The sequence below is a fragment of the Microlunatus kandeliicorticis genome, assembly GCF_014137855.1.
GTDB classification, from domain to species: Bacteria; Actinomycetota; Actinomycetes; order Propionibacteriales; family Propionibacteriaceae; genus Microlunatus; species Microlunatus kandeliicorticis.
The window spans coordinates 151,732-166,118 of record NZ_JACGWT010000002.1 but is presented as its reverse complement, the minus strand read 5'-3'; the positions used below and the strand labels follow the sequence as shown (position 1 = coordinate 166,118).

Here is a 14,387-nt window from a genome sequence, read left to right as displayed (position 1 = left end):
CGACGGGTCAGCGGGCGGGCTTCGCCTCGCCGGGCAGGGCCGGGGTGAAGCGCCCGCCGGAGAGCGTGGCCACCGCGGCCAGCACCTCGGACGCCGGCTCGGCGACCACCCGGAACGACAGCCGCAGCCCCGCCTTGCGGACCGTCGACCAGCTCGACCGGCTCAGCGTCGCGCTCACCCCCGGGGTGTCCGGGCCGATCGAAGGGTCGACCAGCACGGTGAGCTGGTCCTGCCGGAAGGCGCGCGCGACGCGGACGTCGACCACCCGGTCCCAGGGCACGCTGAGCTCGCCGCGCGGGGTCCGGCAGGTGAGCCCGCCGGGGCGGACCAGCAGCGGGACGTCGAGCCGGCGGGTGGCCCGCCAGATCCAGCCGTAGATCACCAGGTTGGGGACGCAGACCAGGATGAAGACGAGCGGGCCGACCGCGGCGGTCTGCGAGATCACGCCGGCGGCGAGCAACCCGAAACCCACGAGCCCGACGACCAGCAGCGCGCCCCAGATGCCGACCACCCCGGCGTACATCCGGTCGGTGGCCCGCCGGTCGATGTGGACCGCGTACTCCTGCGGGGTCGGCTCGGGTCGGCGGGCTCGGGACGGCACCGGTCCATGATCCCAGCGGACCGCGTCCGGCGCGAGACGCCGACGACGAACCACGCCGGGGACGAACGATGCCGACGACGAACGACGCCGAGCCGGCCGGGGCGCCCGAGGTGGGGGCGCTCCGACCGGCTCGGCGTGGACGCGGCCGGATCAGCCGATCAGGTGCTCGACGGCCAGCTGCTGGAGGGCGACGAACCCGTAGTCGCGCTGGGCGGCGCGGTCGAGGTCGATGTCCTCCGCGGCGGCCAGGAAGTCCTGGACCGACTCGTCCTCGGCCAGCGTCGGCGTGGCCAGGTCGTAGACCCCGGCGTAGGTCATCGCCTCGGTGACCCGCGGGTCGGCCCGGAACGCCTTGGCCTTCTCGGCCAGACCGAGGTAGGTGGCCATGCAGGCCTGCGCGGAGGCCCAGATGCCGTCGATGTACTCGGTCCGCGACGGCTTGTAGTCGAAGTGCCGCGGGCCGGTGTAGCGCGGGGCGTCGGGCGAGCCCGGGAACCCGTTCTCGATCAGGTCGACGGTGAAGAAGGCGCTGATCAGGTCGCCGTGGCCGAAGACCAGGTCCTGGTCGTACTTGAGCCCGCGCTGGCCGTTGAGGTCGATGTGGAAGAGCTTGCCGCTCCACAGCGCCTGGCCGATCCCGTGGGTGTAGTTGAGGTTGGCCATCTGCTCGTGGCCGACCTCGGGGTTGAGACCGACGATGTCGCCGTGCTCGAGCTGGGCGATCAGCCCCAGGGCGTGCCCCACGGTGGGCAGGAAGATGTCGCCGCGGGGCTCGTTCGGCTTCGGCTCGAGGCCGATCCGCAGGTCGTAGCCCTGCTCCTTGATGTAGCCGGCGACGGTGTCGAGACCCTCCTTGTAGCGGTCGAAGGCGGCGTACACGTCCTTCGAGCCGTCGTACTCGGCGCCCTCGCGGCCGCCCCACATGACGAAGGTCTCGGCGCCGACCTCGGCGGCCAGGTCGACCGCGTGGAGGATCTTGCGCAGGCCGAACCGGCGGACCGCGCGGTCGTTGGAGGTGAGGCCGCCGTCCTTGAACACCGGGTGGGTGAAGGTGTTGGTGGTGACCATCTCGATCACCAGGCCGGCCTTGTCGGCGGCGTCCTTGAGCCGGCCGACGATCTTCTTCGCGGTCTGCTCGTCGGACTCGAAGGGGAACACGTCGTTGTCGTGGAAGGTGATGCCCCAGGCGCCGAGCTCGGCGAGCTTGTCGGAGTACTCCCACGGGTCGAGCGCCGGCCGGGTCGGTCCACCGAACGGGTCGGTGCCGGTCCAGCCCACGGTCCAAAGACCGAAGCTGAACTTGTCCTCGGGCGTCGGTGTGCGCACCATCGCGTTCCCTTTCGTCGAGCCTTACTTAGTGGTCACTAGGTAAGCGGTACGCTAGCGTCCGTCCGAGCGGGGGGTCAAGCGATCGGACGGGCTCGAACGAACGGGTGAGGGCAACGACTGGGCAGAGCGCGCGACCGACGCCGACGGCCGAGCCGGCGCGGCGGCAGCGGCTGTCCCCGGCCGACCGGCGCGACCAGATCCTCGAGGCCGCGTCCGCGCTGATCGCCCGGCGCGGGTTCTGGACGGTCTCGGTGCACGACATCGCCGCCGCCTGCGGGATCACCGACGCCGGGCTGCTGCACCACTTCGGGACCAAGGACGCGCTGCTGATCGCGGTGCTCGAGCGCCGCGACCGGGTGGACGACGAGGCGCTCGCGGTGGAGCTGGGCGTGCCGCCCGCCGAGCTCGAGGAGCGGGTCCGGGCCCTCCCGCTGGCCGAGGTCTGCGCCGCCGTGGTGGCCCGCAACGCGCGGCAGCCCGAGATCGTCCGGCTCTACTCGGTGCTCAACGCCGAGTCGCTCAACGACCGGCACCCCGCCCACGACTACTTCCTGGCCCGGGAGGCACGGGTGATCGCCTTCTTCGGCAGCGCGGTCTCCGACCTGCACCCCGATCCGGCGGTCCGGGGTCGGCAGGTGATCGCGATGATGGACGGCCTCCAGCTGCGCTGGCTCCGCGATCCCGAGCACGTCGACCTGGTAAGCGCCTGGACGGCGCTGTTCGGTGCGCGCTGACGGGCCGACGCGTCCCGGAAGGACGGAAAGCGATTTCACCGATCGAGACGGCGGCTATGCATCTGCCGGGCCGAACCGCGCTGAAGTAGGTTGTGAACCGATTCAGTAGCGACTGGTTAAGCGGTTGACCTCAACCGCGGGCGAAGTTCGATACTGGATCTATCGGGTTCCCGCACACGGGCTCCGGACGACCTCACGGGCCGGCCGGTCCGGGCCCGGGATCTGAGGGGCAGTGTCGGACCTTGGTGGGAAGGTCGTGGCCGCCACTCCGGCGCCCGATCGCACGAGCCCGTCGCCACCCGATCTGTTGAGGATGCGTCCACCATGTCTGCCGACCTCTCGGCCGCACCGCGAACGTCCAGCCCGCAACCCGACCTGCCGACGCCCGACCCGGCGCCGAGCGCCGGCCGACCCAGCGCCGAGTCCGTCTCCGTGCTCGACCGGCAGCCCGCGCTGGCCGCGCCGTCGGTCGACCGGCGCGGCAACCCCCGCACCGGGGCCTCGGCCTCGCTGTGGCGGTTCCGCACCTACCTGAACCCCTACAAGGGCCGCTTCATCGGCAGCTTCGTCTTCGCCGGGATCGGCGTCGGCGCGGCCATCGTCGTCCCGCTGGTCACCCGGGCGGTGATCGACGGCCCGATCGCGCATTCCGACCGCCGCGGCATCTACTCGCTCGGCCTGCTGGCCATGACCCTCGGTGTCGTCGAGGCGCTGCTGATGTTCGGCCGCCGCTGGATCGTCTCCAAGGCGACGCTGGGCACCGAGTACGACATCCGCTTCGACCTCTACGCCAAGCTGCAGCGGCTGCCGATGGCCTTCCACGGCCACTGGCAGTCCGGTCAGCTGCTCAGCCGGATCATGAACGACCTGTCCACGGTCCGCCGGTTCCTCGGCTTCGGGATGCTCTTCATCCTGGTCAACATCGCCCAGATCGCGGTCGTGGTCGGCATCCTGCTGCACCTCTATTGGCCGCTCGGGCTCGTGGTGCTGGTCTCGATCGTCCCGATCGTGTGGCTCTGCCTGCGCACCCAGCGCGAGTACACCCGGCTGTCCCGCAAGGTCCAGGACGAGACCGGTGACGTCGCCTCGACCGTCGAGGAGGGCGCGCTCGGGCTCCGGGTGATCAAGTCCTTCGGTCGCTCCTGGCACATCTTCGGCAAGTTCGACCAGCGCAGCACCAAGCTCTACGACACCTCGATCCGCCGGGTGAAGCTGCAGTCGTTCTTCTGGACCTTCCTCGAGGTCATCCCGAACCTCACCCTGATCGTGGTGCTCGCGCTCGGTGCGCTCGCCGCCGGTCAGGGCCGGCTGAGCCTCGGCACCCTGGTCGGCTTCACCACCCTGATGGTGTCGCTGGTCTGGCCGATCGCCTCGCTCGGCTTCCTGTTGTCGATGGCCCAGGAGTCGATGACCGCGGCCGACCGGATCGCCGAGATCTTCGACACCGAGAACACCATCACCGACGGTCACGCCGAGCTCGGCGACGTCCGGGGGCACCTCCGGCTCGAGGGCGTCGGCTTCCACTTCCCCGACGACGGGATCCCGGTGCTGCACGACCTCGACCTCGAGGTGCTGCCCGGCGAGACCGTCGCCGTGGTCGGTTCGACCGGCGCCGGCAAGACCGTGCTCACCAGCCTGGTGCCGCGGCTCTACGACGTCACCGCTGGCCGGATCACCGTCGACGGCGTGGACGTCCGCGAGCTGCCGCTGGCCCGGCTCCGCCAGGTGGTGGCCACCGCGTTCGAGGACCCGACGCTGTTCTCGATGTCGGCCCGGGAGAACCTGACGCTCGGCCGGCCCGACGCCACCGAGGAGGAGATCGCCGAGGCGATCGACGTCGCCCAGGCGCACTTCGTCCACGACCTCCCCTGGGGCCTGGACACCCGGATCGGCGAGCAGGGCATGAGCCTCTCCGGCGGTCAGCGGCAGCGGCTCGCGCTGGCCCGCGCGGTGCTCACCAAGCCGGCGATCCTGGTGCTCGACGACACCCTGTCCGCGCTCGACATCCACACCGAGGCGCTGGTCGAGGAGGCGCTCAAGCGAGTGCTGGTCGGCGTCACCGGCATCGTCGTCGCGCACCGCGCCTCGACCGTGCTGCTCGCCGACAAGGTGGCGCTGCTCTCCGGGGGCACCATCACCGCCGTCGGCACCCACTCCGAGCTGCTCGCCACGGTGCCCGAGTACCAGGCGCTGATGTCGGCCGAGTTCGACGACGAGGAGGGGATCGACCGCGCCGAGGAGCGGCTCGAGGAGGCCGAGTTCGAACGCGCCGAGCTCGAACGGGCCGGGTGCGAGGACGAGGCCCACGACCAGGACCAGTACGAACGCGCGCAGGGCGGGAGGCAGGCACGATGAGCACCACCGAGGCGCGACCGTCGGGGGCGGGGCAGAAGCCCCACCAGGACGACCGGCCGACCGACGGCAGCGCCGACCGGTTCGAGGCCTGGCGCGGCGTCAGCGCCGAGGGCGACGCCGACCTGGCCAACCAGGGCACCGTCTTCCTCCGGCAGCGCAGCCGCCGGCTGCTCGGCGACCTGCTCCGGCCGTACCACAAGACGATCGTGTTCATGGTCTTCGCCGTCCTGGTGGAGAACGGTGCCCGGCTGAGCATCCCGTGGCTGGTCAGCCGGGGCATCGACCGCGGCGTCCCGCCGATCCTGGCCGGGCGCGGCGCGCAGGCGCTGTTCACCATCGTCGCGGTGATGCTGCTCGCGGTCGCCTTCCAGACGATCAGCCGGATCGTCTTCCTCCGCACCTCGGGTGGGGTCGGCCAGAACGTGTTGCTCGAGCTGCGCCGGCGGGTGTTCAAGCACTTCCAGCGGCTCGACGTGGCCTTCCACGACCGTTACACCTCGGGTCGGGTGGTGTCCCGGCTGACCAGCGACGTCGACGCCATCCAGGAGCTGCTGGCCACCGGCTTCGACAGCCTGATCAACGCGGTGCTCACCATGATCGGCGTCGCGGTGCTGATGGTGCTGCTCGACGTGAAGCTCGGCCTGGTGTGCCTGCTCTGCTTCCCGTTCCTGCTGCTGCTGTCGCGCTGGTTCAGCCGCAACTCGGCCGACACCTACCGCAAGGTCCGGGAGTCCTCGGCGCTGACCATCGTCCAGTTCGTCGAGACGATGACCGGCATCCGGGCGGTCCAGGCCTACCGCCGCGAGCCGCGCAACCAGGACATCTTCGCCGACGTCGCCGGCCAGTACCGCGACGTCAACACCCGGTCGTTCCGGCTGGTGGCGGTCTTCATGCCGGGCATCAAGCTGATCGGCAACATCACCATCGGCGTGGTCGTGCTCTACGGCGGCTACCGGGCGCTGGAGGGCGACGTCACCATCGGGGTGCTGGCCGCGTTCCTGCTCTACCTGCGGATGTTCTTCGAGCCGATGCAGAACATCAGCCAGTTCTACAACACCTTCCTCTCGGCCTCCTCGGCGCTGGAGAAGCTCTCCGGCGTGCTCGAGGAGGAGCCGTCGGTGCCCGAGCCCAAGCACCCGAAGGCGATCGGCCGGGCCCGCGGCGAGGTCCGCTTCGACCACGTGCACTTCACCTACGTGGCCGACCGCCCGGTGCTGCCCGACCTCGACCTGACCATCCCCAAGGGTCAGACGCTGGCGCTGGTCGGCACCACCGGGGCGGGCAAGACCACCATCGCCAAGCTGATGAGCCGGTTCTACGACCCCACCGAGGGGCGGGTGCTGCTCGACGGCATCGACCTGCGCGAGCTGTCCGATGAGGACCTGCGCCGCAACGTGGTGATGGTGACCCAGGAGAACTTCATGTTCGACGGGACGGTCGGGGAGAACATCGCCTTCGGCAAGCCGAGCGCGCCGCAGAGCGAGATCGAGCGGGCCGCGGCGGCGGTGGGCGCGGACACCTTCATCGACCTGCTGCCCGAGGGCTACAACACCGACGTCGGCAAGCGCGGCGAGCGGCTGTCGGCCGGCCAGCGCCAGCTGATCGCCTTCGCCCGGGCCTTCCTGGCCGACCCGGCGGTGCTGATCCTCGACGAGGCGACCTCGAGCCTGGACATCCCGAGCGAGCGGCTGGTCCAGCGCGCGCTCCAGACGATCCTGGCCGAGCGGACCGCGGTGATCATCGCCCACCGGCTGAGCACGGTGGAGATCGCCGACCGGGTGCTGGTCCTCGAGCACGGGCAGATCGTCGAGGACGGCAGCCCGGCCGAGCTCACCGGAAGCACCGACAGCCGGTACGCGGCGCTGCACAACGCCTGGGTCGAGTCCCTGGCCTGACCGACCGCCGCACCCGACACCGGGGCGGATCGGACCGCGACCACGCGGCCGATCCGCCCCGATCGTCGTCTCCGGGGTCGGTCACCGTAGGGTTCCGGCCATGGGATTCCGGACCTTCCTGCGCAACCTCCCGCTCCGCGCCACCACCGGCGCGTTCGTGCTGCACAGCGGCCTGGAGAAGTGGGGCGGTGACGCCGAGACCGCGAAGGCGATGCACGGCATGGCCAGCAACGCACTGCCGCAGTTCAAGGACATGGAGCCGACGAAGTTCTTCAAGCTGCTGTCGGCCGGCGAGATCGCGCTCGGTGCGGCGCTGCTGGCACCGTTCGTCCCCCGCTTCCTCGCCGGGGCCGGGCTGACCGCCTTCTCCGCGACGCTGTTGACGGTCTACTACCGGACGCCCGGCATGCGGAAGCCCAACAGCATCTGGCCGACCCCGCAGGGTCTCGGGGTCAGCAAGGACGTCTTCATGCTCGGCGCCGGCGCGGCGCTGGTGCTCGACGCCGTGGTGCACCCGAAGGACTGACGCCGCGCGCCCGGGCCGGGTGAGCTCAGGACCACGACGCCAGGCAGAACGGGTGTCCGGCCGGGTCGAGCAGCACCCGCCAGCGGTCGCCGGGCTGGAACTCCGGGACGGTCGCGCCGAGCGCGACCGCCCGGGCCTCGGCGGCCGGGATGTCGGCCACGTCGAGATCGAGGTGGAACTGTTTGTCGCTCGGTTCGCCGGGCCACGACGGCGGACGGTAGCCCTCGACCTTCCCGAAGCCGATCGCCGGTGAGCCGTCGGCGCCACCGACCATGGCTGCGTTCTCGTCGGCGTAGCTGATCGGCAGCCCGAGCAGGGCGGACCAGAAGGCGGCCGAGGCGCCGGGGTCGGCGCAGTCGACGGTGACCATGGCCAGCCGGGCCGCCGGGGCTCCCTCAGTGGACGCCGGGTCATGGGTGGAGGCGGGATCGGTGCTCATGCCCCGACGCTAGGCCGGTTCCTCCCTGCCGGTCTTGCAGAAACCCGCCAGCCGGCTCAGCCCGCGCCTCAGCGGTGTGCGGCCTCGAAGCCGAGCAGCCACCGCTTCGCCTCGGCCCCGCCGGCGTACCCGCCGACCCGGCCCGCGGCCACCGAGCCACCACTCGGCAGCACCCGGTGGCAGGGCAGCACCACCGGTAGCGGGTTGGTGGCGCAGGCGGTGCCGACCGCACGGAACGCCCGCGGGCTGCCGGCCGCGGCGGCGAGCTCGGCGTAGCTCCCGGTCCGGCCGTACCCGATGGTGGTCAGCCGCTCGACCACCCGGCGACGGAACCCGCCGGTCAGCCGGAGGTCCAGCGGCAGCGCGAACGCGTCGCGCCGACCGGAGAAGTACTCGTCGAGCTGTTGGGCCGCAGGGTCGAGCCGTCCGGCGGCGGGCAGCAGCCGCGGGCTGACGGCGACAGCCAGCCCGGCCAGCACCGCGTCGTGGTCCTGGACCGCGAAGGCCACCCGGACCAGGCCCTCCGGGGTCGCCACCAGCAGCAGCGGTCCCACTGGGCTGTCGACGGTGCGGTAGGCCAGGTCGAGCAGCCCCTCGCGCTCGGCCTCGGCCGCCAGCCGGGAGGTCAGCGCGGTCAGCCGGTCGGCGTCGTCGGTCCGGAGCAGGGTCAGTGGATCGGTCATCCGTCGTCCTCGGGGTAGGCGCGGCGCAGCGCCGCGATGCCGTCGGCGGCGGCCCGGCGGACCGCGTCGGTCCGGCCGCCGATCAGTGCGGCGACCTCGGCGTGCGGCAGCCCGCCGAGGTAGTGGTAGGCGACAGCGAGCCGCTGGCGTTCCGGCAGGGCGGCCACCGCGGCCCACAGGGCGTCCTCGGGCGGACGCGGGTTGCCGTGCGGCGACGGCCGGTCGGGCAGCGCGGCCACCGGACGCGGGGCCCGTCCGCGGCGGCGGAGCAGGTCGACCGAGCGGTGGTGGGCGATCCGGACCAGCCACGCCTCGTGGTTGGCGTCCTCGGGCAGCTCCGGATAGGCGCGGAGCGCGGAGAGGAACGTCTCGGACCAGGCGTCGTCGGCGTCGTCGGGCCCGACCACCGCGCGGCAGACCCGCAGCACGGTCGGACCGTGCCGCTCCACCACCACGGCGAACGCTGGCTTGCTCATCGACCGGTAGACGCTCCCCGCGGGCGGGACGTGAGGTGCGAGGTCAGGGCTGGGCCGCCGGGTCGAATCCGGCCACCTCGCCGATCACCACCGCCACCGGCGGGCGCAGCCCGGCCTCGGCCGCCGTCCCGGCCAGCGCGGCGAGCGGGGCCCGGACCACCCGCATGCTCGGCAGGGTGGCGTCGGCCACCACCGCGGCCGGGGTGTCGGGGGATCGACCGGCCTCGATCAGGGCGTCGGTGATCGCCGCCAGCCGGTCCCAGCCCATCAGCACCACCAGCGTCAGCCCGGAGCGGGCCAGCCCGGCCCAGTCGACGGTGCTCCGCGGGTCGCCGGGGCCGACGTGACCCGAGACCACCGCGAAGCCCTGGGTGAGGGTGCGGTGGGTGAGCGGCAGCCCGGCCGCCGCGGGGGCCGCGGTGGCCGAGGTGACCCCGGGGATCACCCGCACCCGGACACCGGCGGCCGCGCAGGCCTGCCACTCCTCGCCGCCGCGCCCGAAGACGAAGCTGTCGCCGCCCTTGAGCCGGACCACCCGGCGCCCGGCCAGCGCGCGGTCGACCAGCAGCGCGTTGATCGTCTCCTGGGTGGTGAACGCCCCGCGCGGGGTCTTGCTGACGTCGACGATCTCGGCGTCGGGCCGGGCCCGGTCGAGCAGCCCGAGCGGGGCCAGCCGGTCGGTGGCGATCACGTCGGCCTGTTCGACGGCGGCCAGCCCGGCCAGGGTCAGCAGCCCCGGGTCACCCGGGCCCCCGCCGACGAGCACCACCTCGCCCGGCTCGAGCGGGGCCAGGGTGCCGCGCGCGGCCTCGTCGTCCAGCTCGACGGGGACGTCGGATGCGACGTCGCGGGCCACGGTCGTGACCAGCAGGCCGGCGTCGGCGGCCAGGCCGGCCAGCCGGTCGTCGTCGGGACCGCCGGCCAGCACCACCAGGGCGAGCCCCGGCTCGAGGACGTCGACCGCCGTGGTCACCGTGACTAGCCCGCGTTCGGCCAGGTCGGTCAGCGCCGCCGCTCCGGGCGCGGCCACCGTGACCCGGGCCCCGGCGTGCTGGAGCTCGGTGACGGTGCCGAGCGCGCGGGCCGAGCCGTCGGTGACCAGCACCCGTCGCCCGCCGACCTCGAGACTCCGCCATCTGCCCACGGGAGCATTCTCGCGAACGCCGTGCTCAGCGGCGCGCCCCGGGCGTCGGGAGTCGCTGGGCCAGCACGATCCCGGCGATCACCAGCACCATCCCGGCCAGCTGCACCGCCCCCGGGCGCTGGGCGACCAGCAGGGCCGAGAACAGCACGGCGAACAGCACCTCGGCGAGCCCCAGGAAGGAGGCCGACGCCCCGCCCAGCCGGCGGATCGCGGCGATCCCGAGCAGGTAGGCCAGCACGGTCGGCACCGCCACCAGCACGGCCAGCGCCGCCCACCAGGGCAGGTCGAGACCGGTCAGCCGGGCCGTGCCGGTCCGGGCGGCCAGCGGCATCAGCCCGGTGGCGCCCACGGCGAGCACGAAGACCGCGCCCAGCCCGGTGCCCGCGGCGGCCATCAGCACCGGCGGGATCTCGTCCTCGGTGCCACCGGTCGCCTCGCTCGCACCGCCGGTGGAGTCGGAGAGCAGGAAGTAGCCGCAGGCGCAGGCGGCGGCGCCGAGGGCCCAGGCCAGTCCGCGCGGGTCGACCGCGCCGGCGTGCAGGACGTCGAGCACCAGCACCAGCCCGACCAGGGCGAGCGCGGCGGCCAGCAGCACCAGCGGCGAGGGCCGCCGCCGGTGCAGCACGGCGTAGACCGCGATCAGCCAGATCGGGGCGGTGAACTCGATCAGGATCGCGGTGGCCACCGGCAGGTACTGGATCGCGCTGAAGTAGCAGAACTGGGCGCCGCCCGCGGCCACCAGACCGTAGAGCGCCAGCCGGAGCACCGACCGCCGGCTCGGCCGCCACCGCCGCGCGGCGAGCAGAGCCGGCACGAGCAGCACCAGCGCGGCGCCGCCGAGCCGGACCGCGACCAGCGCCGCGGGCGACCAGCCGAGGTCGAGCAGCGAGCGGGCCAGCGTGCCCGACGAGCCGAACGCCGCGGCCGCGCCGAGCGCGAGCAGCACCCCGCCCCCGGTCGGTCGTACGGTCGCGGTCGGGGACGTCGTCCCGACGCCCGCCTCGACCAGCGTCGCCTCGGTGCTCATCGCCCGCTCCTCCCGTCGGCTCCTCCGCGCGTCGTCGTCAGGAGCTAAAATCCCTTCGATCATGACCCTAGGGCCGCGGACTGTCAGGAGTCAACATGCTGTACGCCCATGACACACAGGAGGCGCTGGTCACCGCGGCCGCGCTGGTCAACACCGGCGTCGAGACCGAGGACCTGCCCGACGTCCCCGCGTTGCTGGCCTGGCTGGACGAGCACCGCATGAGCGGAGTCCGCCGCGGAACCCGGACCGAGCTGGTCGAGGTGCAGGAGCTGCGGGACCGCCTGCACGACGTCTGGCGGGCCGGCTCGGCCGACGCCGCGGTGCCGCTGGTCAACGCGATCCTGGCCGACGCCGAGGCCCGGCCCTACCTGACCCGGCACGACGACGTCGACTGGCACCTGCACGTCACCGCGTCCGACCAGCCGCTCGCCCACCGGCTGGGAGCCGAGGCGGCGATGGGCTTCGTCGACCTGCTCCGCGCCGGTGACTTCGCCCGGCTCAAGACCTGCGCCGCGGCCGACTGCGAGGCGGTGCTGGTCGACCTGTCCAAGAACAGCTCGAAGCGGTTCTGCGACACCGGCAACTGCGCCAACCGGACCCACGTCGCGGCCTACCGGGCCCGCAAGCGCACTGCCGGCTGACCGGGTCGGCCGGACTTCCCGCGCTCTGGCCTCCACCCCCGCTCCGCACTCTCACCCGCCACCCCACCCGGCCCGCAAAACCCCACCCGGCCCGCAAAACCCCACCCGGCCCGCGAAACCCCACCCAGCCCGCGAACCCCCACCCAGCCCGCGAAACCGCACCCGGCCCGCGAAACCCCACCTCGCACCGCCTGCAGCCACGTCGCACCCCCTATATCCGGTGCGAGGTGGACGTAGGGGGTGCGGCGTCGGGGGAGAGCGGGACGTAGGGGATGCGACGTCGGGGGAGAGCGGGACGTAGGGGGTGCGGCGTCGGGGGAGAGCGGGTCGGACGCGCGGAGCGCGCCACTAGGGTCGCGGCCATGACGGCGGTGACACCCCTGCGGGTCGGGATCGTCGGGCTCGGCTGGATGGGTCAGGTGCACGCCCGGGCCCACACCCGGGTCCGGCAGCACTACCCGGAGCTGCCGGTGTGCCCGGTGCTGGTGGCGGTGGCCGACAACGCGCCCGACGACCGGCTGGCGCGGGCCGCAGACCTGTACGGCGTGGCGACCCACACCGACTGGCGCGAACTGCTGTCCCGCGACGACCTCGACCTGGTCAGCGTCACCGGCCCGAACTTCCTGCACCGCGAGGTCGGGGTGGCGGTGGCGGAGTCCGGCCGGCACCTCTGGATCGAGAAGCCGGCCGGACGGGACGCGGCCGAGACCGAGGCCATCGCCGCCGCGGTCCGCGACGCCGGGGTCCGGTCGGCGGCCGGGTTCAACTACCGCAACGCCCCGGCCGTCGAGCTGGCCCGGGCCTGGATCGCCGAGGGACGGATCGGCGCCGTCGAGCACGTCGAGCTGAGCTTCCTGGCCGACTACTCCGCCGATCCGTCGGGCCCGCTGTCCTGGCGGTTCCGGGCCGCCGAGGCCGGGTCCGGGGTGCTCGGCGACCTGGTCAGCCACGGCATCGACCTCGGGCGCCACCTCGTCGGCGAGCTGACCGAGGTGGTCGCCGAGACGGCCACCTTCGTGCCCGAGCGGCCACCGGCCGCCGGCGCCTCGACCGGGCACGCGCACGTCGCCGGCGACGGCCCGCCGCTCCCGGTCGAGAACGAGGACTACGCCGCCGCGCTGCTCCGCTTCGCCGGCGGGGTCCGGGGGTCGCTGGTGGCCAGCCGGGTGGCGGTGGGCGAGCAGTGCAGCTACGCGATCACCGTCCACGGCAGCGACGGCGCGCTCCGCTGGGACTTCCGCCGGATGGGCGAGCTCGACGTCTGCCTCGGCGGCGCGGGTCGCCAGGGTCACGTCGACGCGTCCTGGCAGACCCGCCTGGTCCGGCCGGGCGACGCCGAGCTGGCCCGGTTCCAGCCCGGCGCCGGGATCGCCATGAGCTACGACGACCTCAAGGTGATCGAGGCGCACCGGCTGCTCACCGGGATCGCCAGCGGCACCGACGTCGGCGCCACGATCGAGGACGCGGCCCGGGCCGCCCGGGTGGTCGAGGCCATGGTCACCTCGGCCGCCGAGCGCCGCTGGGTCCCGGTTCGGACCGGCTGAGCGCGGACAGGCTGAGCCCGGACCGGGTGAGCCCGGACCGGTCCGCCCGACTCACCAGGCATAGCTGATCAGCTCGCCGAAGAGCAGGTCCGGGTCCTGCGGCAGCCCGCGTGCGGTGAACCAGCTGCAGACGTTGCGGCAGTCGCGGGCCAGGAAGTCCGGACCCGACGGGTTGCCGACCAGGTCGACGACCTGCGGGAGGTCGATCACCACCAGCCGGTCGCCGGCGGCCAGCAGGTTGTACGGCGACAGGTCGCCGTGGGCGAGGCCGAGCGCGGCCAGCGCCTGCATCGCCGCCCGCAGCTGCTCCCAGTACGACGACAGCCGCTCGGCGTCCGGACGGGTCTGGGCGAGCCGCGGCGCCGCCTCGCCGTCCTCGCCGGTGACGAACTCGAGCAGCAGCTCGGTGCCGTCGAGCTGCACCGGGTAGGGCACCGGCAGTCCCGCCGACCAGAGCCGGGCGAGGACGTCGAACTCGGCGACCGCCCACTGCCCGGACTCGACCGACCGGCCGTGCCGGGTGCCCTTGGCCATCGCCCGCCGGTCGCGGCTGTTCCGCACCCGGCGTCCCTCGGTGTAACCGGTGTCGCGGTGGAACTGGCGGTGCTGGGCGTCCCGGTAGCGCTTGGCCGCGAGCAGACAGGAACGATCGGCGCGGCCGGGCACGGCCCGGTCGATCAGCCAGACGTCGGCCTCCTTGCCGGTCTTGAGGATGCCGAGCTCGGTCTCGACGGCCGCGTCCTCGGTGACCACCCAGCCGGGCACCGGCTCGGGTCCGGTCAGGACGCCGATCTCGTCGTAGCGGGACCAGCGCTGGCCCGGGGGCAGCTCGTCGTCGGGCAGCTCGAAGCCCGCGGACGCGAACCAGGAACCGTCGGCGGGGTCGTCGGCAGGGAAGGACTCAGCGAGGAAGTCGTGCGTGGTCGAGCGGCCCGCGTCGGGCAGCCGCTCGGGACCCGGCCGGTCGGCCGGGAAGGTGGCGTTCATGATCAG

At 73.3% G+C, this 14,387-nt stretch carries 14 protein-coding genes; 6 read left to right on the top strand and 8 right to left on the bottom strand.

Annotated elements, in window-relative coordinates:
* Positions 1-7 precede the first annotated feature (7 nt).
* Together FHX74_RS05540 and xylA are read right to left on the bottom strand one after the other, a co-directional pair.
* Positions 8-601 carry a hypothetical protein gene (locus FHX74_RS05540; RefSeq protein ID WP_182559124.1) on the bottom strand — a complete coding sequence of 198 codons (594 nt, stop codon included), beginning with the start codon at positions 599-601 and terminating at the stop codon, positions 8-10.
* A gap of 150 nt (positions 602-751) precedes the next feature.
* Positions 752-1,930, bottom strand: a complete 1,179-nt coding sequence (gene xylA, locus FHX74_RS05535) for a xylose isomerase (protein WP_182559123.1) — start codon at positions 1,928-1,930, stop codon at positions 752-754.
* A 104-nt stretch (positions 1,931-2,034) separates the two neighbouring features.
* Here xylA and FHX74_RS05530 point away from each other — a divergent pair, with 104 nt between their 5' ends.
* The 4 genes from FHX74_RS05530 (at position 2,035) to FHX74_RS05515 (ending at position 7,440) form a co-directional block, all read left to right on the top strand.
* Positions 2,035-2,664: a TetR/AcrR family transcriptional regulator gene (locus FHX74_RS05530; protein WP_182559122.1), complete on the top strand. Its 630-nt coding sequence runs from the start codon at positions 2,035-2,037 to the stop codon at positions 2,662-2,664.
* A gap of 324 nt (positions 2,665-2,988) precedes the next feature.
* Positions 2,989-5,019, top strand: coding sequence for an ABC transporter ATP-binding protein (locus FHX74_RS05525; protein WP_182559121.1), 2,031 nt, complete (start codon positions 2,989-2,991; stop codon positions 5,017-5,019).
* Positions 5,016-6,914 (top strand): ABC transporter ATP-binding protein, encoded by a 1,899-nt coding sequence (locus FHX74_RS05520; protein WP_182559120.1) that lies wholly within the window; start codon positions 5,016-5,018, stop codon positions 6,912-6,914. The genes FHX74_RS05525 and FHX74_RS05520 overlap by 4 nt, the downstream gene beginning before the upstream one ends.
* Positions 6,915-7,014: 100 nt before the next feature.
* Complete coding sequence (locus FHX74_RS05515; RefSeq protein WP_182559119.1) at positions 7,015-7,440, top strand: DoxX family membrane protein; 426 nt, start codon at positions 7,015-7,017, stop codon at positions 7,438-7,440.
* Positions 7,441-7,465: 25 nt separating this feature from the next.
* On the opposite strand, the gene FHX74_RS05510 is transcribed toward FHX74_RS05515, so the two are convergent.
* The 5 genes from FHX74_RS05510 to FHX74_RS05490 all read right to left on the bottom strand — a co-directional run bounded on the left by FHX74_RS05510 (position 7,466) and on the right by FHX74_RS05490 (position 11,209).
* Positions 7,466-7,879, bottom strand: a complete 414-nt coding sequence (locus FHX74_RS05510; protein ID WP_182559118.1) for a VOC family protein — start codon at positions 7,877-7,879, stop codon at positions 7,466-7,468.
* A gap of 68 nt (positions 7,880-7,947) precedes the next feature.
* Positions 7,948-8,562, bottom strand: a complete 615-nt coding sequence (locus FHX74_RS05505) for a methylated-DNA--[protein]-cysteine S-methyltransferase (RefSeq protein ID WP_182559117.1) — start codon at positions 8,560-8,562, stop codon at positions 7,948-7,950.
* A complete protein-coding gene (locus tag FHX74_RS05500) occupies positions 8,559-9,038 on the bottom strand; it encodes an RNA polymerase sigma factor (protein ID WP_182559116.1) in 480 nt (159 codons plus the stop codon). Before FHX74_RS05500 ends, FHX74_RS05505 begins: the two co-directional genes overlap by 4 nt.
* Before the next feature lie 43 nt (positions 9,039-9,081).
* On the bottom strand, positions 9,082-9,831 hold the full coding sequence (gene cobA / locus FHX74_RS05495) for a uroporphyrinogen-III C-methyltransferase (protein WP_235970381.1): 750 nt from the start codon (positions 9,829-9,831) through the stop codon (positions 9,082-9,084).
* Between the two features lie 376 nt (positions 9,832-10,207).
* The gene (locus FHX74_RS05490) at positions 10,208-11,209 is read right to left on the bottom strand and encodes an EamA family transporter (RefSeq protein ID WP_182559114.1); all 1,002 of its coding nucleotides are present in this window, start codon (positions 11,207-11,209) and stop codon (positions 10,208-10,210) included.
* Positions 11,210-11,304: 95 nt separating this feature from the next.
* On the opposite strand from FHX74_RS05490, the gene FHX74_RS05485 reads away from it, so the two are divergent.
* Positions 11,305-11,850 (top strand): CGNR zinc finger domain-containing protein, encoded by a 546-nt coding sequence (locus FHX74_RS05485; RefSeq protein WP_182559113.1) that lies wholly within the window; start codon positions 11,305-11,307, stop codon positions 11,848-11,850.
* Positions 11,851-12,212: 362 nt separating this feature from the next.
* The gene (locus tag FHX74_RS05480) at positions 12,213-13,394 is read left to right on the top strand and encodes a Gfo/Idh/MocA family protein (RefSeq protein WP_182559112.1); all 1,182 of its coding nucleotides are present in this window, start codon (positions 12,213-12,215) and stop codon (positions 13,392-13,394) included.
* A gap of 51 nt (positions 13,395-13,445) precedes the next feature.
* On the opposite strand, the gene FHX74_RS05475 is transcribed toward FHX74_RS05480, so the two are convergent.
* Entirely contained in the window at positions 13,446-14,381 is a 936-nt protein-coding gene (locus FHX74_RS05475; RefSeq protein ID WP_182559111.1) for a serine protein kinase RIO, read from the bottom strand.
* Positions 14,382-14,387 lie beyond the last annotated feature (6 nt).

Coding starts and splice junctions, on each gene's coding strand:
- FHX74_RS05505 (WP_182559117.1), bottom strand. CDS start 8,562: ATGACCGATCCACTGACCCTGCTCCGGACCGACGACGCCGACCGGCTG.
- FHX74_RS05475 (WP_182559111.1), bottom strand. CDS start 14,381: ATGAACGCCACCTTCCCGGCCGACCGGCCGGGTCCCGAGCGGCTGCCC.
- FHX74_RS05485 (WP_182559113.1), top strand. CDS start 11,305: ATGCTGTACGCCCATGACACACAGGAGGCGCTGGTCACCGCGGCCGCG.
- FHX74_RS05480 (WP_182559112.1), top strand. CDS start 12,213: ATGACGGCGGTGACACCCCTGCGGGTCGGGATCGTCGGGCTCGGCTGG.
- FHX74_RS05520 (WP_182559120.1), top strand. CDS start 5,016: ATGAGCACCACCGAGGCGCGACCGTCGGGGGCGGGGCAGAAGCCCCAC.
- xylA (WP_182559123.1), bottom strand. CDS start 1,930: ATGGTGCGCACACCGACGCCCGAGGACAAGTTCAGCTTCGGTCTTTGG.
- FHX74_RS05500 (WP_182559116.1), bottom strand. CDS start 9,038: ATGAGCAAGCCAGCGTTCGCCGTGGTGGTGGAGCGGCACGGTCCGACC.
- FHX74_RS05490 (WP_182559114.1), bottom strand. CDS start 11,209: ATGAGCACCGAGGCGACGCTGGTCGAGGCGGGCGTCGGGACGACGTCC.
- FHX74_RS05525 (WP_182559121.1), top strand. CDS start 2,989: ATGTCTGCCGACCTCTCGGCCGCACCGCGAACGTCCAGCCCGCAACCC.
- FHX74_RS05515 (WP_182559119.1), top strand. CDS start 7,015: ATGGGATTCCGGACCTTCCTGCGCAACCTCCCGCTCCGCGCCACCACC.
- FHX74_RS05510 (WP_182559118.1), bottom strand. CDS start 7,879: ATGAGCACCGATCCCGCCTCCACCCATGACCCGGCGTCCACTGAGGGA.